The organism is Pseudoalteromonas sp. XMcav2-N (assembly GCF_024124545.1).
Taxonomy (GTDB): Bacteria; Pseudomonadota; Gammaproteobacteria; order Enterobacterales; family Alteromonadaceae; genus Pseudoalteromonas.
Map to the genome: position 1 here is coordinate 1 of NZ_JAMXSF010000024.1, position 19,949 is coordinate 19,949.

The 19,949-nt window shown below is 48.5% G+C and carries 22 protein-coding genes, 3 tRNA genes and 1 pseudogene; 14 read left to right on the plus strand and 12 right to left on the minus strand.

Annotated elements, in window-relative coordinates:
• A pseudogene (locus tag NH568_RS21990) lies at positions 1-94 on the plus strand (elongation factor Tu); the annotation flags it as partial.
• A 623-nt stretch (positions 95-717) separates the two neighbouring features.
• Here the strand turns inward: NH568_RS21990 and NH568_RS21995 are convergent.
• On the minus strand, positions 718-888 hold the full coding sequence (locus tag NH568_RS21995) for a hypothetical protein (RefSeq protein WP_253110278.1): 171 nt from the start codon (positions 886-888) through the stop codon (positions 718-720).
• A 356-nt stretch (positions 889-1,244) separates the two neighbouring features.
• On the opposite strand from NH568_RS21995, the gene NH568_RS22000 reads away from it, so the two are divergent.
• The 3 genes from NH568_RS22000 to NH568_RS22010 all read left to right on the plus strand — a co-directional run bounded on the left by NH568_RS22000 (position 1,245) and on the right by NH568_RS22010 (position 4,289).
• Positions 1,245-1,604 (plus strand): adenosine deaminase, encoded by a 360-nt coding sequence (locus NH568_RS22000; protein ID WP_253110281.1) that lies wholly within the window; start codon positions 1,245-1,247, stop codon positions 1,602-1,604.
• 14 nt (positions 1,605-1,618) lie between these two features.
• Complete coding sequence (locus NH568_RS22005) at positions 1,619-3,400, plus strand: DUF4105 domain-containing protein (protein ID WP_253110284.1); 1,782 nt, start codon at positions 1,619-1,621, stop codon at positions 3,398-3,400.
• 85 nt (positions 3,401-3,485) lie between these two features.
• A complete protein-coding gene (locus NH568_RS22010) occupies positions 3,486-4,289 on the plus strand; it encodes a VOC family protein (RefSeq protein ID WP_253110287.1) in 804 nt (267 codons plus the stop codon).
• Positions 4,290-4,324: 35 nt separating this feature from the next.
• Here NH568_RS22010 and NH568_RS22015 read toward each other — a convergent pair whose 3' ends face one another.
• Positions 4,325-5,050, minus strand: a complete 726-nt coding sequence (locus NH568_RS22015; RefSeq protein WP_253110290.1) for a hypothetical protein — start codon at positions 5,048-5,050, stop codon at positions 4,325-4,327.
• Between the two features lie 127 nt (positions 5,051-5,177).
• Between NH568_RS22015 and NH568_RS22020 the strand changes: the two genes are divergently transcribed.
• The 3 genes from NH568_RS22020 (at position 5,178) to NH568_RS22030 (ending at position 8,630) form a co-directional block, all read left to right on the plus strand.
• Entirely contained in the window at positions 5,178-5,843 is a 666-nt protein-coding gene (locus tag NH568_RS22020; protein WP_253110309.1) for an SDR family oxidoreductase, read from the plus strand.
• A gap of 70 nt (positions 5,844-5,913) precedes the next feature.
• Entirely contained in the window at positions 5,914-6,294 is a 381-nt protein-coding gene (locus NH568_RS22025) for a hypothetical protein (RefSeq protein WP_253110312.1), read from the plus strand.
• Entirely contained in the window at positions 6,294-8,630 is a 2,337-nt protein-coding gene (locus NH568_RS22030) for a fatty acid cis/trans isomerase (protein WP_253110315.1), read from the plus strand. Before NH568_RS22025 ends, NH568_RS22030 begins: the two co-directional genes overlap by 1 nt.
• Before the next feature lie 34 nt (positions 8,631-8,664).
• On the opposite strand, the gene NH568_RS22035 is transcribed toward NH568_RS22030, so the two are convergent.
• Entirely contained in the window at positions 8,665-9,306 is a 642-nt protein-coding gene (locus NH568_RS22035; RefSeq protein ID WP_253110320.1) for a peroxiredoxin-like family protein, read from the minus strand.
• 141 nt (positions 9,307-9,447) lie between these two features.
• Here NH568_RS22035 and NH568_RS22040 point away from each other — a divergent pair, with 141 nt between their 5' ends.
• Entirely contained in the window at positions 9,448-10,068 is a 621-nt protein-coding gene (locus NH568_RS22040) for a dUTP diphosphatase (RefSeq protein WP_253110323.1), read from the plus strand.
• On the opposite strand, the gene yrfG is transcribed toward NH568_RS22040, so the two are convergent.
• Positions 10,069-10,725 (minus strand): GMP/IMP nucleotidase, encoded by a 657-nt coding sequence (gene yrfG / locus NH568_RS22045; protein WP_253110336.1) that lies wholly within the window; start codon positions 10,723-10,725, stop codon positions 10,069-10,071.
• Positions 10,726-10,786: 61 nt separating this feature from the next.
• Between yrfG and nudE the strand changes: the two genes are divergently transcribed.
• From nudE to NH568_RS22070, 5 genes are all read left to right on the plus strand, one after another.
• Positions 10,787-11,350 (plus strand): ADP compounds hydrolase NudE, encoded by a 564-nt coding sequence (gene nudE / locus NH568_RS22050; protein ID WP_054017716.1) that lies wholly within the window; start codon positions 10,787-10,789, stop codon positions 11,348-11,350.
• Positions 11,350-12,147, plus strand: coding sequence for a 3'(2'),5'-bisphosphate nucleotidase CysQ (gene cysQ, locus NH568_RS22055; protein WP_253110339.1), 798 nt, complete (start codon positions 11,350-11,352; stop codon positions 12,145-12,147). The genes nudE and cysQ overlap by 1 nt, the downstream gene beginning before the upstream one ends.
• Before the next feature lie 350 nt (positions 12,148-12,497).
• Positions 12,498-12,574, plus strand: a tRNA-Met gene (locus NH568_RS22060).
• A gap of 102 nt (positions 12,575-12,676) precedes the next feature.
• Positions 12,677-12,753 (plus strand) — tRNA-Met (locus NH568_RS22065).
• 168 nt (positions 12,754-12,921) lie between these two features.
• Positions 12,922-12,998, plus strand: a tRNA-Met gene (locus tag NH568_RS22070).
• 459 nt (positions 12,999-13,457) lie between these two features.
• On the opposite strand, the gene NH568_RS24125 is transcribed toward NH568_RS22070, so the two are convergent.
• The 7 genes from NH568_RS24125 to NH568_RS22100 form a co-directional block, all read right to left on the minus strand.
• On the minus strand, positions 13,458-13,589 hold the full coding sequence (locus NH568_RS24125; protein ID WP_290444418.1) for a hypothetical protein: 132 nt from the start codon (positions 13,587-13,589) through the stop codon (positions 13,458-13,460).
• A gap of 292 nt (positions 13,590-13,881) precedes the next feature.
• Positions 13,882-15,066, minus strand: coding sequence for a dipeptidase (locus tag NH568_RS22075; protein WP_253110343.1), 1,185 nt, complete (start codon positions 15,064-15,066; stop codon positions 13,882-13,884).
• Between the two features lie 98 nt (positions 15,067-15,164).
• Positions 15,165-15,410, minus strand: a complete 246-nt coding sequence (locus NH568_RS22080) for a YheU family protein (RefSeq protein WP_253110346.1) — start codon at positions 15,408-15,410, stop codon at positions 15,165-15,167.
• Between the two features lie 8 nt (positions 15,411-15,418).
• Positions 15,419-16,408 (minus strand): hydrolase, encoded by a 990-nt coding sequence (locus NH568_RS22085; RefSeq protein WP_253110419.1) that lies wholly within the window; start codon positions 16,406-16,408, stop codon positions 15,419-15,421.
• A gap of 320 nt (positions 16,409-16,728) precedes the next feature.
• A complete protein-coding gene (locus NH568_RS22090) occupies positions 16,729-16,869 on the minus strand; it encodes a DUF3149 domain-containing protein (RefSeq protein WP_010386996.1) in 141 nt (46 codons plus the stop codon).
• 118 nt (positions 16,870-16,987) lie between these two features.
• Entirely contained in the window at positions 16,988-17,431 is a 444-nt protein-coding gene (locus tag NH568_RS22095; protein WP_253110349.1) for a TIGR02444 family protein, read from the minus strand.
• Entirely contained in the window at positions 17,425-19,347 is a 1,923-nt protein-coding gene (locus NH568_RS22100) for an ATP-binding cassette domain-containing protein (protein ID WP_253110352.1), read from the minus strand. The genes NH568_RS22095 and NH568_RS22100 overlap by 7 nt, the downstream gene beginning before the upstream one ends.
• Before the next feature lie 160 nt (positions 19,348-19,507).
• Between NH568_RS22100 and NH568_RS22105 the strand changes: the two genes are divergently transcribed.
• Entirely contained in the window at positions 19,508-19,708 is a 201-nt protein-coding gene (locus NH568_RS22105; RefSeq protein ID WP_010386993.1) for a YheV family putative zinc ribbon protein, read from the plus strand.
• A gap of 28 nt (positions 19,709-19,736) precedes the next feature.
• Here NH568_RS22105 and NH568_RS22110 read toward each other — a convergent pair whose 3' ends face one another.
• Entirely contained in the window at positions 19,737-19,949 is a 213-nt protein-coding gene (locus NH568_RS22110) for a SlyX family protein (protein WP_253110355.1), read from the minus strand.

Below are 19,949 nucleotides of genomic sequence, written 5' to 3' on the forward strand. Positions count from 1 at the left end.
CGTTCCAATCGCGATGGACGAAGGTCTACGTTTCGCGATCCGTGAAGGTGGCCGTACAGTTGGTGCTGGTGTTGTAGCTACAATCGTAGAATAATCTACAGATTGCAGTAACACTGTGAAAAGGTCGTTTCCTTGTAAAAGGTGCGGCCTTTTTTAATGCCTGAAGTATGAGAAAAGTAGCGAGTTCAGTTAAACTGGCTCACTTCACCTTGCGCAAAGGAAATGCCAGTGCAAGCACTGTGTCATTATCCTTTGCACTATAGGTGGCTCTCTCTACAGGGTAATGTTGGTGCTAGTTGCAACTATCGTTGAGTAATATCGACTTTAGTTAATGCAATAAGCATTATAAAAAAAGGTCACTTCGGTGGCCTTTTTTAATGCCTGAAGTATGGCGATGGAAAATGCGGTGTGGAAGTACATCTATGTAGCGACGCCCATCGCGCATCCGTGCGCTCACCTCCTCGTGCTGAGAAGCGGTGGTGACTCCAGGCTTCCTGCCTTACGCTCTTCGAGCCAGCGTAGCTGTTCAAAAATATTCCAGATATTTTTGTCGTTCATTCGTCGCCCTTGCGCAAAGGAAATGCCAGTGCAAGCACTGTGTCATTACCCTTTGCACGATAGGTAGCGCCTTCCACAGGGTAATGTAGGTGCTTGTAGCTACAATCGTTGTGTAATCAACAGTAGTGATGCAATAAGCATTGTAAAAAAGGCCGTTCTCTAATTAAGAGTGTGGCCTTTTTTAATACCTGAAATATGAGAATGGATAGTTCTGTTTGGAAGTACATCCATGTAGCGGCGTCCATCGCGCATCTCGATAATTGCTCTAGCCTTGCGCTCTGCGAGCCAGCACAGCTGTTCAAAAATATGCCAGATACTTTTGTCGTTCATTGTTCGCCTTTTGCACGAGAGCATGGCCAATGCAAAGAGATAAATATCTTTGTGAGCAATGAAGAATCACGCAGGTAAATATTAATAGTTAGTTAGATATTTTTTAATGTGACTGCAAAGTGCTATGATTAATATTATTGATTTTAAAATCATTTTTGATTTTTATATTTACAATCATTAAACATTGATTGTGAATGTTGCGAGTGTGAAAGTGATTGGTATTTGAGTGTTGAATTTCTTGGTGGAAAATCGTTCGGTTATTTGCTTTTCCTGAATGTATAATGAACATTTAAATTGACATAATTGTACCTATATGTATAATTTTAGTAGGTTTTTTAATATAAAGATAAATGGAAATGAAATACTCAATTATCCCTGCTGCCGCACTAGTTATGTTATCTGGCTGTGCAAGTATTGTGACCTCTGATGTACAAACTATTCAGGTAACTACCAACACAGGTAAAACTGTTGAAGTGAGTGCTGATGGCAATAAATCTGATACTCCTGGTAGCATTCAGGTACTGAGAAACGGTCAGGACAAAGTGATCAGAACAACCGCTGCGGGCTGTGCTGCGGAAACACCAGTACAGAAAAAAGTAGCACCTGCATTCTTCGGTAATGTCATTCTTGGTGGTCTGCTAGGTTCAACCACAGATGCCTCTACTGGTAAAATGTGGGACTATGCGGATAGCGTAGAAATCCAGTGTGATAACTAAGCTGTAGTTCAAGTATGAAACAAATAATAAGCTGTTTTATAACAGCTTTTTTTTTATTCTCTGTTCAGGTTACCGCGAGTACCACGGAGTCACTGGAGCGCCTTGCGCAATCAAAACACTGGCATCTGTTATTACATCTTGACGGTAATGGCGCGCCTCAGATCACAGACCCTCATTTCATTCTATCCACTCAATCTGGCCGCTTTTCAGCAAAAGCAGAATTAGATAAAACACGGCTGCTGATGGACGAAGACATCAACCGGGCTTACTGCCAGTTTCCTGCGCGGGTGACTTTAATAGCGCAAGCGACTGGTCGAGTACTCCCTGCTGATGTTGTGCAACATTGCCCAGAGTTAAAGCAGTTTCTGGATTATGTGCCCTTCGATTCATTAACCCTGGTTTTTGCTTCTGAAGTTGTGACGTCTGCATCCAGTATGATGGGGCACATCTTTTTCAAAGCTGAAGGTAAAAACCACAAAGGGACAGATGTAGCCCACTCTTTGGCTTATTTCACAGAAATTACCACGTTCAACCCATTTAAACTGCTGGTTGAGAGTACTTATACTGGTATGCCCGGTTTCTTCTCCGTACGTCCTTTTGCTAAAGATTTGGTTAAATACCGTGATGTTGAACAACGCAGTTTATGGCAGTATAAACTAAAGGCACAACCAGAAAAGTTATCTCTACTCCAGCTGCATTTGTGGGAGCTTAAGGGCAAAGAGCTGGTATACTATTTCCAGTCTTACAATTGCGCCACTATGACACTTGAACTGCTGGCACTGCTGAACACGGATATCCTGGCTGAAAAAGGCGGCATTGTGTCACCGCTGGATGTTGTCAAAGCGGCTAAAAAGCACCAGCAAGTGGATACTATCTATGTCGACGCATCCGACTTATGGCTTGTGCATGCCATTTCAGATGAGTTACCGGCTTCTAACCTTGCCAGGTTGAATAGGTTATTAGAAAACAATCCCGCGGAGATGGCCCAAATCTCACTCTCCCCCCTTGAAAAAGAGTACCTGACGAAATCCTTCAAGTATATTTCTGGGCCTGAACTTAGTGGGAGGGCTTATGAACAGCTTCTTGATGAAGTCGATCAACATCAGCTGAACCTTATGCATCATAAGATGCCGACTAAAGCGCCCCAAGATTCATCTTTCGATCTGCGGTATGCCAGACAAAGAAACGGTCATGATGTCGTAAAATTAGGCTGGTTGCCAGCAGGTCACTTTTTGCAGAGTGATACCCGTCAGTACCTGTCTGAATCCGAGTTGCAAATGGGTTATACCGTACTGGCTTATGATGTCGATGCACAAAGTGTTAGTCTGGACGAGTTAACCTTGTACAAAGCGCGTTCTCTGGCTGCTTCTTTGCCTGCCTTTTCACAATTATCATCGGAAGTTTACTTTGGTTATCGGCCGCATAAAACTCATCAGCTAGACGAAAAACCGTTGCTGGAACTCTCAGGTCTTGCCGGCAAATCGTATCAGTTACATCGGGATGTATTAGGTTATTGGATGCTGGGTGGCGGTTTGACATCAGATGTGCGTCATACCCGAGGGTATATCAAAGCCATTGCAGGCTTGACTGCGGATTTATTGGTTGACAGTAAGTTTACGCTGGAGCTAGGTACAACCAGTGGCGCCGTCTCTCAGGCAAGTCGCAGCAACTATCTAAATGCTTCCTTTAGCTGGTTTAAGACGCAGGACAGCATGCTCAACCTGTCTTATAAGCTAGAGCGCAATAGTACCTTCGAAAACCACGAAGTGGGCATACAGTTTGTTCAGCACTACTAATCGTAAGGTGACTTAATTATTGCCCTATTGTGTATCCAGTGCTTCACTTAATCGGTAACTGACATTTTTATTGATGGGTGTATTTATGGCATTAATTTCCAATAACAGGGCTGGCACTTTTTGCTGGACTGAATTGTGTTCAAGTAACTGGCAGGAAGCGAAAGCTTTTTATACACAGTTATTTAATTGGGGCTTTGAGGATCAGTCGATTGGCGAGGGCGCCTACTATACTATGCTGCAAAAGCACAATGATGATATTGCTGCTATGTATCAGATGATGCCGCAACAAAAAGAAGCGGGAGCGCAAAGTCAGTGGCTTAGCTACATCGCAGTGGACAATGTGGATGAAATGGCAGAGCGAGCCGTTGCACTCGGCGCAGAGATTATTGCCGGCCCACATGATGTGCCGTCAGCTGGCAGGATGGTCATGTTGCGGGAGCCCGCAGAAGGCGCGCATTTTGCGCTGTGGCAGGCTAAAGAGCACATTGGCTGTAAGCGTGAACTGGAAGCCAATGTGCCCTATTGGCATGAGTTGGCAACACGTAATAGTCAAAAAAGCAGGGCGTTTTACAGCGCATTGTTAGGGTGGCAGGCGCAAGATAAACCCATGGAAGGTATGGATTATGTGTTGTTTAGCGCACGCGATACGGTGGTTGCAGGCATGCTGCAGATGACCGAGGAGTGGGGAGATGAGATCCCGGCGCACTGGATGACTTATTTTGCGGTGCTAGATTGTGATGCAATGGCAGCGAAAGCCAAAGAGCTCGGTGGTCAGGTGTGTGTACCACCAACAGATATTCCTCAGGTTGGTCGCTTTGCTGTGATCACTGACCCTCAGGGGGCGGTTTTTTCCGTTATTCAGTCTGTTATGCATGAGATTGAGCCCTAATCAGACGTCACCAGAACGCCTTTGCTATCCGGGCATTAGTCCAGAGAGATAAGTTGCCCCTGGCAGCGAGCAAAGGCATTTTGCAGCCGTGAGACATAGTGTTTGAGTTCACCATTTTTTCTGATGGCTTTAATGCGAGCACTGAGTTTTGGCACCAAAGCACGGTGTTTCTTATGGACATAGTGGTACACGGTAAAAGTACTTTCGTCGGCAACTTTACTATACAGAGTCGACAAGCCAGACTCACACAACGAACCCAGAGCATATTTGTCGGTAACCAGGATGCGACTTATACGACCACGGCTCAGAGCCTGATAGGCCGAAATATTGTTTTGCACCGGATTGCAGTTGAGCTGGTGTTGCTCACAATACCATACGGCAATTAAGTTGCCGGCGATAATCGCTAAGTCTGTTTCATTGGACAATTCACAGTGCTTCGGCGCCGTACATAACAGCATGAGCCTGAGTTCACTCAGAGGCGCTGGCACAGCAATTAAATTTGGATAACGCGCACCAACTAACCCGACACGCCCGGCTTCCGCATCCAGCTCCCCATCATTCACCAACTGCAGGCCTCGTTCACTGGGCAGGAATTCAAACTCAGGGCGAATGCCCACGGGGGCGTATATCGCAGTGAACATTGCGGTGATTTGTTGTTGTCCCAGGCTGTATGACAGGGCCTCACTGACATTAACACGATAGGTGTTTGCCTGAACTACAGGCAGCCATAGCAAAGCAAGCACGAGCAGGTAGTTTGGCAAGACTGTACTCCCTAAACTGACACTCTATAAAAGTAGCAGAACCTGCCAGGGCTGAAAGTAATCGCCGTAATCTATAGAATGGTCGTCATGCCAATATGAGCGAAGGTGCTCAAATGAGGAGGAAGATATGTCAAAACATGTGGTGATCACCGGCGCAAATCGCGGGATTGGCCTGGAATTATGCCGACAATACTTAGCTGCCGGTGATCAGGTCACGGCGGTGGTACGTCGTCGCTCCGAAGCATTAAAGTCTTTGGATGTTACTGTTATTGAGGGCATTGATGTTAGCGTGCCAGAAGATATCGAGACTTTATCAACTGCGCTTACAAATCAGAAGATAGATATTCTGATTAATAATGCCGGTATTTTCCGTAACGAGTCACTTGCCCAAATGGATTTTGCAACGCTGGAGAAGCAGCTCATGGTCAATGCCGTTGCACCGGTACGGGTAACGCATGCGTTACAGGGCAATCTGCCTGAAGGAAGTAAGGTGGCAATGATCACCAGTCGTATGGGCTCTATTGCAGATAATGGTTCGGGTGCCTATATTGGCTACCGGATGTCTAAAGCGGCCTTAAATGCGGCGGGTGTTAGCCTGGCACATGAGCTAAAACCGCGTGGAGTATCGGTGGCGCTGCTTCACCCCGGGTTTGTACAAACTGAAATGGTCAACTATGCCGGTGATATCTCGCCTTCTGAAGCGGCCCAACGCTTGGTTAAGCGCATCGATGAGCTGACGCTTGAGACCAGTGGTGGGTTCTGGCACTCCAATGGTGATCGCCTGCCCTGGTAAGCGGGACACCTTTGACTAGCAAAGTTGTGCTAAACTTGCGGCAGGTATTTGCATAAATGAGCTAACTTTCATGGAACTTCAAGAAAACACCCCACTGAACCTGCCTTTGTTTAAACTGGACGATAATCTGGCCGAGCGGGATATGGGGCAGCCAGATCTGACATTAGAAGTCATTCTGGATGCCAACCTGCTGGCGAACTTGTGCCAGAATCCAGCGCCTGAGCAAAGTGTTAGCATTCCACTTGAGGGGTATCAGATCAGCAATATTGAGCAGCAAGTGGCTGAAGTTCTGAGCCAGGGCCATCAGGCGCAGTTGCTGCTCAACCATGGCCCAGTACTGAGCGCCGTGTTAAGTTGCGAAAGTCAGGCGATGTTTGTCTCTCCGCCCATGGAAATGATGCCCACGTTTGACCTGGGGCTGGATGATGAAGATGACGAAGAGGGCGCATAATGCGTAGATCCGGCTGGATATTGGTTGGCATAGTCACCTTATTAAGTGGCTGTGTGGCATTAGGTGTTAACCACTACGACGACCTGTTTGGGCCGCAGCAAACACAGCAGCGCATGCAACCCCAATCAGCGCAACAGGGTGCCAGTTATCTGAGTGACATAAAACCAATCCTGGATACGCGATGTGTGGTTTGCCATGGTTGCTACGATGCTCCCTGTCAGCTCAAGCTGAGTTCACCTGAGGGCATTGATCGGGGAGTAAGTAAAACCCGTGTATACGACGGTACTCGTCTGCTGGCCGAGTCGCCAACCCGTTTGCTGTTTGATGCGCAAACCACGGCACAATGGCGTGACAAGGGCTTCACGCCCATTCTCAATGAGCGAGTGCAAACTGAGTATGCCAACCTCAACGGCAGCGTGCTGTACAACAGTTTGTTACTCAAGCAAACGCAGCCGTTTGCCCAGCAAGGGTTATTGCCGGATCACTACGATTTTTCATTGGACAGGGCACAAACCTGCCCGACCATGGACGAATACCCTGAGTACGCTCAGGAGCAACCCCATGCAGGCATGCCATATGGCTTGCCTGCGCTGACTAACAGCGAATTTGCCCAGCTTTCTGAGTGGATCAAACAAGGTTCGCCTATGAGCCAAATTGTGCCACCCAGTGACGCAGAGCTAAAGCACGTTGCGAAGTGGGAAAGCTTCTTAAATCAGGATGACAATAAAACCCGTCTTGCTGCCCGCTATATTTACGAACACTGGTATCTGGCACACATCTACTTTAATCGTCTGGAAGCGCCTTCGTTTTTTACTCTGGTGCGTTCAAAGACGCCCCCTGGGGAACCCATTGAGCTGATTGCAACGGTCAGACCATTCGATGACCCTAAAGTCTCTCGGGTCTACTATAGGTTGATGCAGGTGCGCAGCTCCATTTTATCTAAAACCCATATGCCACTGGCACTGGATGACGATAAACTGGCGCGTTTGCAGGCCCAGTTTATCCGTAGTGAATATGAGGTGGCACAGTTACCAGGTTATGCGCCTAAGCTGGCTGCCAACCCTTTTAAGGTGTTTGCGGCGATCCCGGTTAAATCGCGTTATCAGTTTATGCTCGATGAGGCTGAGCTGATCGTTAAAGGCTTTATTAAGGGCCCGGTGTGTCGCGGCCAGATAGCCCTGAATGTGATCAATGACCATTTCTGGGTGGCCTTTGTAGACCCCGAGAAAAATGCCTCGCCGGCCGTCGAGCAGTTGTTGACCCGACATGACGACGACCTTATCTTGCCCGCCGCTGAGCAAAGCAATGTGCTGCCTTTGTCAAGTTGGGCTAAATATGCCAAGCGTCAGCATGACTATCTTGAAGCCAAAACAGCCTTAGCCAATCAGGTGTTTGCTGATGGCAAGCGACTTAATATGGATCTGATCTGGCAAGGGGATGGGCACAATCAGAATGCAGCACTGACCATTTTCCGCCATTTTGACAGTGCCACAGTGGTGAAAGGGTTTATCGGTCAGGCACCTAAAACCACCTGGGTGCTGGACTATGCCCTGTTTGAGCGGATCCATTATTTGCTGGTTGCAGGGTTTGACGTATATGGCAATATTGGCCATCAGCTGGTGACCCGGCTATACATGGATTTTCTGCGCCTTGAAGGAGAGCAGAACTTTCTGAACTTGCTACCGCTGAGCCATCGTCAGCGCATTAAGCAGCACTGGTATCGCCAGTCACATCTGAGCCTCAGTGAATTTATCAATCGCAAGTCATTACTGGGTGCCCCTTCTGGGATCCGCTACCAAAGCGACGATCCGCAGGCTGAGCTGTATGACATGTTAAAAGCACACCTGAAACCAGTGTTGAATGAAGCCTATGACTACACTGCTGTGCCAACTGCGCTGCAGCCCCTCAATGAATTGCCAGTGGGGGCGATCAATCAGTTGCCGCAGGTGTCTTTTATTCTGGCTGTCGATGCCAAAGGTGCCCATCAGCCCTATACACTGATCCATCATAATGCACACTTTAATATTTCCAGCTTGTTAAACGAAGAGGGGCAGCGCGCCTATCAGGAAGATACCGCGACCTTAGTCCCCGGGTTTATCGGTGACTATCCGGAGGCCATCTGGCACCTGCCGAATCAGGCACACATAGATGCCTTTGTGCAGCAACTCAGTGATGTGCGCACTGAGTCCGATTATCGAACGCTGAAAGCCACCTTCGGGATCCGCAGAACGCATCCGCAGTTCTGGCAATACAGTGATTTACTGCATCGTATTGCCCGCGAAACCCGGGGAGTGGAGTATGGGTTGTTCGATTACAACCGACTGGAAAATAGGTAGTCCACGGCGGGCGCGTATGCTCGCCCGCTGGGTATTATTTTAGATTACTGGCGGCACGGACCGCGGCCAGTAATACACTTTCTTCCAAACGTACTTTGTAATTGGGGTTGGCGTACTGGAACTGTACCAGGCCTGCCTTATCAATCACAAACACAGCGGGCACAGGCAGTGCTACTCTGTTTTTGCCATCCAGATCCACAAACTGCACGCCCATGCGGTCGCGGTAGGCTTTAGCCGTTTTGTCATCCAGGAAATAAGCCAGTCCAAGTGCCTGTGTTAACGCCAGTTGATCGTCAGAGAGCAATCGATAGCTGGGGGAGCTGATGTTACTTTTACTGAGTGCCTCTGGGCTGTCGGGTGAAACCGCCACTATCTGTGCGCCCAGTTCAACAATCTGCTTTTCAATTTTCTGCAATCCAGCCAGCTGACGTGAGCAGTAGGGGCACCAGCCACCGCGATAAACCACCAATACCGTAGTTTTGTCTTGATACAGTTCTCCTAAATCAACAGCTTTGGCGTTGTTGTCCTGCAGGGTTAAAGTCGGCGCCGTCAGGCCTGGCAGTATAGGCGCAACCTGCTCCGGGTGCTCACTAATGTTAGTGGCTTGCGCAGCAGACGCAGAAAAGGACAGCAACTGAGTAACAGTCAGTGTGAACGCAACAAGTAAGGATCGCATGTAAAACCTCAAAAATAGATGTATGAACCCTAATAGAACGGGACAGCGCAGAAAAGCTTTCATTGTGGCTCATCGTGGTAATTATGCCACTGTGTGGGTATCATAGCGCTTTGACTGAATAGTGAGAGTGAGAGCGCAAATATGTCTGCGAATAGTGCGAAGCTGGTTGTGATGCTGGAAATGCAAAACGCCATGAATACCAAAGTGCATGAGCAATGGTTCAGCCAGGGGTTTGAATGGTATCGCGCCATCTGGGTTGAGTGTGCAGAAATGCTGGATCACTATGGCTGGAAATGGTGGAAAAAACAGACACCGGACACCGAGCAGGTGATCCTTGAGCTGGTTGATATTTTCCACTTTGGCCTGTCTTTGCGCATCGATGGTGAAACAGCCTATGAGGCGTTGGCGGCACAGCTGGAGAACGAGCTGGCACAACCTTTATACGCTGAAGATTTTAAGGCAACACTGGAAGTGCTTGCTGCTTCAGCGGTGGGCGACAAAACCTTCAATGCGGCCGCCTTTGCCGGATGTATGCAGCAGATTGGCATGACCCTGGATGATTTATATCGGGGTTACGTGGGTAAAAATACGCTGAACTTCTTCCGTCAGGACCATGGCTATAAAGATGGCAGCTACATTAAACAGTGGCAAGGTAAAGAAGACAATGAGCATCTGGTTGATGTGGTGAAAAGCCTGGATACCGAACATCCAGACTTTGCAAAGCTTGTTTATAAGGGCTTGCAGGCACGCTATCCGGGCTGATCAGCTGATTGGCAGTAACGTGCGATAGTCACAAATGGCTGGATAGTCAGTGATCTCTTTATGGGGTTGCTGACTATCCGGATTCGCGATGGCCAGTAAATGCCCAATGCCATACTCTTTGGCGGCAGCCAATACCGCCAGGCTGTCATCAACGAATAAAGTCCGATTTTTATCAAACCCCAGATCCGCCTGAACCTGTTGCCACAGTTGCTGGCTTTCCTTACTAACACCATAGCTATGCGTGGAGATGAGTTTGTCCAGATACTGGTCAAACTGCGTGCGCTCGATTTTGAGGCTCAAACTGTCTGGGTGCGCATTGGTTAATAAAATCAGCTCTTTCCCAGCGTCTTTCAGTGCCTGCAAAAATGCCGGTACGTCTTCTCGGATCGAAATTAAGTGTTGGATCTCGCGCTTGAGCTCCATGATGGGTAACTGCAGCTGTTGTTGCCAGTAATCCAGGCAATACCATTCTATCTGTCCTATAACGGCTTCGTAGCGTGCAAGGATATCGGCGCGGGCTTGCTCCAATGTCAGGCCTTGCTTAATGGCATGGGCTTTGGGGATCACGTCCAGCCAAAAGTGATTATCAAAATGCAGGTCGAGTAAGGTGCCATCCATATCCAGCAGCACAGTATCGATCTTTGACCAATTTAACATAGGCATTTACCTGTAAAGGCTTTATGATGAGGTTAATGGCCATGATAGCAAAATAATCTCTATGTCACAGAAAAAGCACCCAATTCCCCCTGAGATATTAGCCTCTGAGGTTGTCGCAAAAAGTAAGCTCTTTACAGTTGAATCTCTGTCGTTATCGTTTTCCAATGGTGAGCGCCGTGAGTATGAACGGGTTCGTGGCGGCGGCCGGGGGGCAGTGATGATAGTGCCCATATCGGCTGAAAATGAGCTACTATTAGTTAGAGAATATTGCGCGGGGACGCATGATTATCAGCTTGGTTTTCCAAAAGGGCTGATTGATCCGGGCGAAACCCCGATCGAAGCGGGAAACCGTGAGTTAAAAGAAGAAGTTGGCTTTGGCGCTCGGCAGTTTTGTGATTTGAAAACCTTATCACTAGCACCCAGCTATTTTAACGCCAGAATGCACATTTTGGTGGCGCAGGATTTATATCCGGAGCAACTGGCCGGTGATGAACCTGAGCCGCTGGTGGTAGTGAAATGGCCCCTGGCACAGTGGCAAGCGTTACTGAGTCAGCCCGACTTTACCGAAGCCCGTAGTGTCGCCGCGCTGTTATTACTACAACAGTACCTGACAACGGAGGCTTAATGCAGTCATATTTAGAGCCCTGTATCACCCTGGCTGAGCAGGCCGGGCAGGCGATTATGGCCATCTATCAGCAAGACGACATAGGTGCACGGGAAAAATCTGATCATACACCGGTGACCGCCGCGGATCTGGCTGCCAACGAAGTGCTGACAGCGGGGTTGCAAGCGCTGGCCCCGGATGTGCCGATTATGTCCGAAGAAACCCCCATTCCACCGCTTGAATGCCGTCAACACTGGCAGCGCTATTGGTTGCTGGATCCGATGGATGGCACCGGTGAGTTCATTCTGGAAAGTGGTGACTTTGCGGTAAATATTGCCCTGATTGAAAACAACCAGCCAGTACTTGGCGTGATCCACTGGCCAGCCAAAGGCGTGACCTATTTTGCTACCCACAAGGGCGGTGCATTCAAGCGTATGGAAGGGCGAGATGAAGCCATCTCGGTAGCACCTAAGGGGACTCTTACTCTGGCCGTCAGTCGCAGACAAAAAATTGAAGCGGTGAGCCAGTATCTCAATAGTCACTTTGACACTGTGGCCCTGGGTTCCTGTTCGCTCAAGGCATGTATTGTGGCGGAAGGAAAAGCTGACTGTTTTTTACGTGTCGGACCAACAGGTGAGTGGGATACGGGGGCATCTCAGGTCATTGTAGAAGAAGCGGGTGGCTGTATTACCGATGCGGAATTTAATCCACTGACCTACAATCAAAGAGAAAGCACAGAAAATCCCGACTTTATTGTGATGGGCCATCCCGACTGGCAATTTCAGAAACTGATTAACCCACATCAAAGAGAGCAATAGTCTGGCGGTCATTTTGGCCGCAAAGAGAATAAATGTCATATTAGAGCGTTAAAATAGCATGGTTTGATTGCTTTTCGAGCGATTAGCACCCTTTTCTTGATTAAGACCTTGCAATATCAAATCAATTCTATATTATAGCGACCTCTTAAAGAGTTAGGGCAAATTAAGCCTCATTAAAGACTTTTTAGGTACTTCTCTCAACAGAAGTAAAATGTTGAATATACAGGCGCGGGATGGAGCAGAATGATAAATCATTCGTAGGGCTCGTTAATTCCAAAATCGCCGAAGGTCGTCGGTTCAAATCTGACTACCAGCTTCTTTCAGTAGAAGTAAAACACTGAAAATACAGGCGCGGGATGGAGCAGCCTGGTAGCTCGTCGGGCTCATAACCCGAAGGTCGTCGGTTCAAATCCGGCTCCCGCAACCACTTCCTTATGTGGTAACGCCGAAGGTCGTCGGTTCGCTCTTCATAAACCAAGGGCTCAAGAAATCACTTCTCTCAACAGAAGTAAAACGTTGTACATACAGGCGCGGGATGGAGCAGCCTGGTAGCTCGTCGGGCTCATAACCCGAAGGTCGTCGGTTCAAATCCGGCTCCCGCAACCACTTTCTGAGTGGTAACGCCGAAGGTCGTCGGTTCGCTCTTCATAAATTAAGGGCTCCCGCAACTCACTTTATGAGTGGTAACGACCTAAGGTCGTCGGTTCGCTCTTCATAAACCAAGGGCTCCCGAAATCACTTCTCTCAACAGAAGTAAAATGTTGAACATACAGGCGCGGGATGGAGCAGCCTGGTAGCTCGTCGGGCTCATAACCCGAAGGTCGTCGGTTCAAATCCGGCTCCCGCAACCACTTCCTTATGTGGTAACGCCGAAGGTCATCGGTTCACTCTTCATAAATCAAGGGCTCCCGCAACCACTTCCTTATGTGGTAACACCGAAGGTCATCGGTTCACTCTTCATAAATCAAGGGCTCCCGCAACCACTTCCTTATGTGGTAACGTCGAATATCGTCGGTTCACTCTTCATAAATCAAAGGCTCCCGAAATCACTTTTTAGTGGTAACGCCAAAGGTAGTCGCTTTACTCTTCACGAATCAGTTTTCAAAGACCTGTCTTCATTAATCCAGCTTTGTAACATTCAGCATAATTTTATGTCTAATCTGTGGTGGGTTGGGCAGTTAATGTCTTTCCATGCCCCCGGCTTGGCATTAGTTCGGTGTGGTGAGTATTTAAATGCGTGTGTTTACACACACGCGTCAGAATCTGTGACCTGCATTAACACAGACAGCTGTAATCTGTTCTGTTGCAGCTCATAAGATCCGAGTGGTTACATCCACCAGATGGACAATCCACAGTATCACGGCAAGTACCTCCAGGGTATAGCGTTCTACAGGTAAGCGTGTTGTTATAATCGCCGCCAGCCACATTCGGTGTTGCATCACGATTAAGATCCTGAGATGCGTTCAATTTTTTCAAGCTTTTCTTGTGTAGTGATAGTTTCATTTTTATTTCCCTAAACAACTAAATTATTATTTGATTTTATTTAACTAGAGTTAAAAAATTCCTTTCTAGCGAATTGAAGTTAGCACTTTAATTGCACAGTTGTAAACAATTGTTTTTTTGATTGTTGTTATTCTGTATAAATTTGAGGGCGCATATCGTGGAGTCTGAACTGAGAGAGTTTAATTCGGGAAGCTGCCGGGCAGCCTCCGAAATAGGAAAGTAGAGACAGTGTTAAAACTGTTTGGCGTACTCTTCAGCCTGTCGCCATACACGCAGGGTGTTACCGCCGAGGATTTTCTTGATCTGACCTTCGGTGTAGTTACGATCTAGCAGTCCCTGAACCAGGTTCGGGTACGTCGAAACATCTTTTAGCCCGATAGGTAATGAATCACCAACACCGTCATAGTCCGAACCAATGCCTACATGGTCGATGCCGATCAGCTTAACCACGTGGTCAATGTGATCGAGTACTTGTTCTAGGGTGGCGAAAGGAAACGGGTTTTTCGCCCGATAAGCCGCTCTGAAATCGGTTTTACTCTTGCCCTGACTGGTGGCCTGCGCTTCTGCCTCATTACGTTGGTCGTACCAAGCGCGTGAGCTGTTGGTCACAAAGCTGGAACCAAAGTTAATCTGAATCACACCACCATTCTTTTTCAGTGCTTTAAGCATCCTGTCATCCATATTGCGCTCAAAACCAGGGGTGTATTTACGCAAGGATGAGTGCGAGGCAATCACAGGCACTTTAGACAACTCCATTACCTGATAAAACGCAGCATCTGAGATATGGGAAACGTCGATCAGCATGCCAATCTTATTCATTTCTGCGACCAGCTCTTTACCAAACGGGCTCAAGCCTTTCCACTTGCGGCGAATATCGTATGATGAGTCGGAAATATGGTTGCTTTGCGAGTGGGCCAGTGTGATATAGCGCACACCCCGGTCGAAGAAATGCTTCAGGTTGGCCATATCGCCTTCGATAGGCGAGCCGTTCTCCATGCCCATAGCGACAGAGATTTTCTTTTCACGGAAGTGGCGAAAGATGTCTTTGGTATTGTAGGCCATGGCAAACTTGTCTGGAGCACGTTGTGCCAGCGCTTCCATCCCGTCGATCAGCTGGTTTGCCAGCTGGTAACTCTTGCCTTTACCTTCAAATTCAAGGTTAGCGGGAATATAAATCGACATAAATGGCGCATTCAGGCCGCCTTGCACAGCGCGAGGGTAGTCGAAGTCGCCGCTTTTGGTAGCTTTAGTTACATCTTCCCAGTGCTCCAGAATACGATAGGGCACGTCGATGTGAGTATCGATCAGAATATTTTGCTTCGCGATGTGTCTGGCGCGTTCAGACGCCTGAATATCGTTGGCATAGGCGTTTGACAGGCTTAAAGCCAGTGCGCAGAGTGTAGCGGGTAACTTCATGGATTGACCTTATTATTCTTTGTAGTGTGTGTCGATTGTAGCAAGTTGGCGCTTATCTACAATTCATTCTGTCGGTCAGCCAGGCTGGCTGACCGCATTTATTCGTAGTCGTATTCCTGTGTCTGCATGGCGTGGTACTGAGCTTTTGAAACAATATTCACTGACTCGTGTAGCTCTGAATAAACCAGTAAGGCTTCACCCGATTTGAGTTGAGCGTGCACCTGTTCGACCTTGCGCTCGGTGCTGACTTCACTGTCGCCATAATCGGTGCCTTCACGCAGCACATAATGTTCAATCAGGTTGCTTAGTGTGGTTGGGTCCAGTTGTTGGTATGGAATGATCATAGTTTCTTTTAAACTCGATGAGTGAGTAATGAATGCAAATAGGCCGGTACAATCTGTTCAAGCCAGAAAACCGGCTTGAAAGGATTACGGCCAGCAATAAAGCCGACATGACCACCACGCTGAGAGACTGCCAGGGTAACCTGATCACTGATCTGATCCTGAGTGGGCACCGCACGGCTCGACAGCATGGGATCATCTTGCGCATGGATCAGCAAGGTTGGTGTGGCTATCTGTTTTAGATAGGGTTGAGCACTGGCCTTGGCATAGTAATCTTCAGCACCTTTAAAACCGTGTAATGGCGCCGTGATCCGCTCATCAAATTGCCACAGATCGCGGATCTGTTTTATCTCATCCCGGCCGATCTGTAAGGCGTGCTCTATCTGATCAAACTTGCGGGCGAACGAGCGCTTCATGCGATCCAGCAAGTATTTTTGATACAGCTTAAAACAGCTTTTGCGGATCACCTGACAGGAAGAAGACAAATGATAGGGCGCAGAGATCACGGCAGCACCATCGAGCAGGCTATTGCGACCTTGTTCACCCAAATATTTGGCCAGTACATTACCACCGAGTGAGAATCCCACGGCGTATATTGGGCGCTCTGCAAAACGTTGCCTCAAAGTGCGGAGCAAAAAGTCTAGGTCGCCCGTTTCGCCACTGTGATAGGCTCTGGGCTGGCGGTTCACCTGACGCGAGCAATTGCGAAAATGCATCAACACGGCATCCAGCCCGGTGGCGGTCAGGGCGCGGAGCAGCCCCTTGGCATAGAAACTATTGATATTGCCTTCCAGTCCATGTAGCACGACAACCAGTGGGGCTTGTTGATCCCCTTTATTGGCCCAGGCCAGTTCTAAAAAGTCATCATCGGGTGTGTCGAGATGCTCATAGCGCACATCGGCTTTCAGGGTTGGCCTGAACATACGGGGCAAAATGGTTTGCAGGTGACGGTTGCGCATCCACCAGGCGGGTTGAAAGGATAACTCTGACGGCTTTAACATGTGGTTCGTATTTCCTGTAAATACCTCTGCAACGGCGAAGCTCATACGCATACCCTGAGTAGCATTGTGGTTTGTTCCTGTGTTGTCCGCGACATTGGCGAGACTGGTATGATGAGCCTGAAATGGGATCAGTGTATCAAACTGCGGGAAATAACCCAAAGAATGTTCGAAGCAGGTATTAAGTGAAATTGGTATAATAAAAAGCACCCGACCAGCAGGGCTGATAAGGTGCTTTGTGCGTCGTGCTTAATTCTAGAACGGGAACTAATTGCTTAACGTTTTAACAACATGTTTCGAATAACATAAAAGAGTGTCGACTGTTACTCAGGTACTTCTGCTTCTTGCACTTTCTTGATGAAGTAGTAGACGTAGAAACAACACAGTACGATTACCACGCCCAAGATGCCGAAAGAGAGAAATAACACTGGGTCAGTAAAAAAGTCTCTGAAGAATACGTTCATGTCTGTGCCTCCTGATTTGTCGATGAGGTAATCTTAGTCGAGCACTCACAAGGCAGATATGATCAAGATCAAGTTTCACCAGTGCCTATGCGGGACTTGGTAAATTGCTTGATCCCGATCATGTTTTTGCGGGGATGCAGGCTTGTTGCGCGGGTGTCAGGTAGTGATCTAGATTGTCCGGTGACGGGTTTTGTTGCAGAGGGCGTTGATTGAGATAGTCGATAAGCAGAGTCTGTTGCAGTTTCTCCTGGGCCAGCTCCGCTTTGAGCATGTGCTGACGCAGTTCAGCATAAGCCTGGTAGTGCTTATGCTGTTGCTTCAATATGGCGCGTACTTTACGTTGGGGGTGCAAAACACAGCGGTCAAATGCTTCGCACTCCGTGCACAGTTCTGCAAACTGCTCAGCTGTGAGCGTGATACCGAGTTCGTCGAGATACATTAGCAACAAAATCAGGTTCACATTTTTGTGTTCGGCCTCTTGTAGCGTGAGTAGTGCGTTTTGCATACCTGCACGGGCATAGTGTGTGCAGGCATAGGTCCAGAACTCTTCGGCATCTAGCATATTTCGCCACTTTGCTCGAAGTGAGCCTGTTTCTCTTCCAGCTCTTCAAGCGCCAGTAACAGGGCTTCCTCGGTGTCATTCAGCTGAGGTGTCAGCTTGGCCTGTTGAGCCAGCAGCTCACTGAGTTTGCCTTTATTTTGCTCTGAGTACATTTCGTTGTCTGCCAGTGCCGTTTCCACTTCGCTAAGGGCAGCGCTGAGCTTATCCAGCTCTTTTTCGAGCTTATCTATCGATTTCTTCAGCGGTTGAACTGCCTTGCGGAACTCGGCTTCCTGGCGTTTCTGCTCTTTACGGTTCACACTCGAGTGGGCTTTGTCTTCACTGCTGTCTTTGCGCACCGCTTCTTTATTGGCGTTGAGCAGCCATTGGTAATAGGCATCCAGGTCATAGCCAAATGCACGTACTTCGCCCTGGTCAACCAGGTAATATTCGTCCGCGGTGTGTTTAAGCATGTGGCGGTCGTGCGAGACGGTGACCATTGCACCCTCAAAGCCTTGCAGTGCCATTACCAGCGCATGGCGCATCTCCAGATCCAGGTGGTTGGTTGGCTCATCCAGCAATAACAGGTTAGGCTTTTGATAGACCAGCATGGCCAGCACCAGACGCGCTTTTTCACCACCGGAAAACGGTTTGACTGGCTCCAGCGCTTTGTCGCCATTAAACGCAAATCCCCCCAGAAAATCGCGCAATGATTGCTCGCTGGCCTGAGGATCAAGACGTTGTAAGTGGGTTACCGCACTGGCAGAAAGATCCAACGACTCCAGCTGGTGCTGAGCGAAGTAGCCAATTTTCAGTCCCTGATGCTGAAAGACTTCGCCCGCCTGTGGTAACAGCTCACCTGCAAGCAATTTTATCAGCGTTGACTTACCGGCGCCGTTACGGCCCAGCAGGGCAATGCGGCTGCCTGGCACCAGGTTGAGTTTGATCTTGTGTAAGATAGTCACATCGCCATATCCGGCCTGAGCCTGATCCAGTGTCATCAGTGGGTTAGGCATATTGTCCGGGTTGCTAAACTCAAAACTGAACGGCGAGTCGGCATGAGCGGGAGCCAGTTTTTCCATCCTCTCCAGCGCTTTAACCCGGCTTTGTGCTTGTTTGGCTTTACTGGCTTTGGCTTTAAAGCGGGTAATAAACTGCTCCAGGTGAGCAATGGTGGCTTGTTGTTTTTCGTATAACGCCTGTTGCTGCGCCATACGCTCGGCCTTTTGGCGCTCAAACTGCGAGTAGTGGCCTTTATACACATTGAGCTGTTGCTGGTCGACATGCCAGATCTGATCGACCACCGCATCGAGGAACTCGCGGTCGTGTGAGATCAGCACTAACGTGCCCTGGTAGGCTTTTAAGAAACGTTCCAGCCAGTATACAGCATCGAGATCAAGGTGGTTGGTTGGCTCATCCAGCAGTAACAGGTCGGCATCGCGGATCAGTGCCTGAGCGAGGTTCAGACGCATTCGCCAGCCCCCGGAAAAAGCGCTCACGGCATCGCTGAGTTGTGCATTGCTAAACCCTAAACCATGCAATAGCTCTCCCGCTTTGGCTTCAATACCATAGCCGCCGACCACTTCTATCTGCTGATGCAGACGCGCCTGTTCGGCACCATCGCCGGAGGCTTCGGCACTGTGCAGCGCACTGCGTAGGGCATAGTATTCCGGATGACCCTGCAGCACGTATTCCAGTGCACTGACAGCCAGTGCCGGGGTTTCCTGTTTGACAGATGCAATGGACCAGTCTTTCGGAATTTGCAACTCGCCTGCATCGAGGTGTAATTCTGATTTGAGCAAAGCAAATAAGGAGGATTTGCCACAGCCATTGGCCCCGACTAAACCCACTTTGTGCTGTGGGAATAAGGTGGCACTGGCATTTTTCAGCAGTGTTTTACCACCGCGCATAAGTTCAATAGTCGAAAGCTGGATCATACCGTTACATCACTGTTTGATAATGCGCTCATCATAACACGGATCCCCGAAGACACTCCAAGCGTATCAACAGTGAGTAATATAGGATAAAATACACCGAAAGGGCGCAATGCCCATGCTGTGAGTTGTAAACTGAACCACAAACCTGAGGTAACTAAAGGTGAGAAAGAAAAAGCGCTTTATTGCGGGAGCTTCCTGTCCTGAGTGTCATGAGGCTGACGTCATGATGTTGTACAAAGAGCATGACGTGGAGAAGGTTGAATGTGTGAAATGTGGTCATATCATGACGCAACCGAAAGAGGCTGTTCAGGCTTCAACGCGCCAGTTCGAGCAGGTTATTGGTGTGTTCAGACCTGAATAATCGGAGCCAGAGCGACTCCGTAACATTATCAATAGTGTGGCGGAGGCGGCTCCTGATGCTGCGGCATCATACCCGGGTCTTTACCTTCTTTAATTTTTTCTGCCAGTAATTCAATCTGACGTTGCATTTTGGCAAGGCGTACCTGATGCGCACTCAGTTCATTGTTTAAAGTCTCTATAGTGTCGTCCTGAAACGCCACTTTGGCTTCCAGTTCATTAACGCGATCTTCGAGTTCTGTCAT

Excerpts from the sequence above, each read along its gene's own strand:
- NH568_RS21995 (WP_253110278.1), bottom strand. The coding sequence starts at position 888 with ATGAACGACAAAAGTATCTGGCATATTTTTGAACAGCTGTGCTGGCTC.
- NH568_RS22000 (WP_253110281.1), top strand. The coding sequence starts at position 1,245 with ATGAAATACTCAATTATCCCTGCTGCCGCACTAGTTATGTTATCTGGC.
- NH568_RS22005 (WP_253110284.1), top strand. The coding sequence starts at position 1,619 with ATGAAACAAATAATAAGCTGTTTTATAACAGCTTTTTTTTTATTCTCT.
- NH568_RS22010 (WP_253110287.1), top strand. The coding sequence starts at position 3,486 with ATGGCATTAATTTCCAATAACAGGGCTGGCACTTTTTGCTGGACTGAA.
- NH568_RS22020 (WP_253110309.1), top strand. The coding sequence starts at position 5,178 with ATGTCAAAACATGTGGTGATCACCGGCGCAAATCGCGGGATTGGCCTG.
- NH568_RS22025 (WP_253110312.1), top strand. The coding sequence starts at position 5,914 with ATGGAACTTCAAGAAAACACCCCACTGAACCTGCCTTTGTTTAAACTG.
- NH568_RS22030 (WP_253110315.1), top strand. The coding sequence starts at position 6,294 with ATGCGTAGATCCGGCTGGATATTGGTTGGCATAGTCACCTTATTAAGT.
- NH568_RS22035 (WP_253110320.1), bottom strand. The coding sequence starts at position 9,306 with ATGCGATCCTTACTTGTTGCGTTCACACTGACTGTTACTCAGTTGCTG.
- NH568_RS22040 (WP_253110323.1), top strand. The coding sequence starts at position 9,448 with ATGTCTGCGAATAGTGCGAAGCTGGTTGTGATGCTGGAAATGCAAAAC.
- yrfG (WP_253110336.1), bottom strand. The coding sequence starts at position 10,725 with ATGTTAAATTGGTCAAAGATCGATACTGTGCTGCTGGATATGGATGGC.
- nudE (WP_054017716.1), top strand. The coding sequence starts at position 10,787 with ATGTCACAGAAAAAGCACCCAATTCCCCCTGAGATATTAGCCTCTGAG.
- cysQ (WP_253110339.1), top strand. The coding sequence starts at position 11,350 with ATGCAGTCATATTTAGAGCCCTGTATCACCCTGGCTGAGCAGGCCGGG.
- NH568_RS22075 (WP_253110343.1), bottom strand. The coding sequence starts at position 15,066 with ATGAAGTTACCCGCTACACTCTGCGCACTGGCTTTAAGCCTGTCAAAC.
- NH568_RS22080 (WP_253110346.1), bottom strand. The coding sequence starts at position 15,410 with ATGATCATTCCATACCAACAACTGGACCCAACCACACTAAGCAACCTG.
- NH568_RS22085 (WP_253110419.1), bottom strand. The coding sequence starts at position 16,408 with ATGTTAAAGCCGTCAGAGTTATCCTTTCAACCCGCCTGGTGGATGCGC.
- NH568_RS22090 (WP_010386996.1), bottom strand. The coding sequence starts at position 16,869 with ATGAACGTATTCTTCAGAGACTTTTTTACTGACCCAGTGTTATTTCTC.
- NH568_RS22095 (WP_253110349.1), bottom strand. The coding sequence starts at position 17,431 with ATGCTAGATGCCGAAGAGTTCTGGACCTATGCCTGCACACACTATGCC.
- NH568_RS22100 (WP_253110352.1), bottom strand. The coding sequence starts at position 19,347 with ATGATCCAGCTTTCGACTATTGAACTTATGCGCGGTGGTAAAACACTG.
- NH568_RS22110 (WP_253110355.1), bottom strand. The coding sequence starts at position 19,949 with ATGACAGAACTCGAAGATCGCGTTAATGAACTGGAAGCCAAAGTGGCG.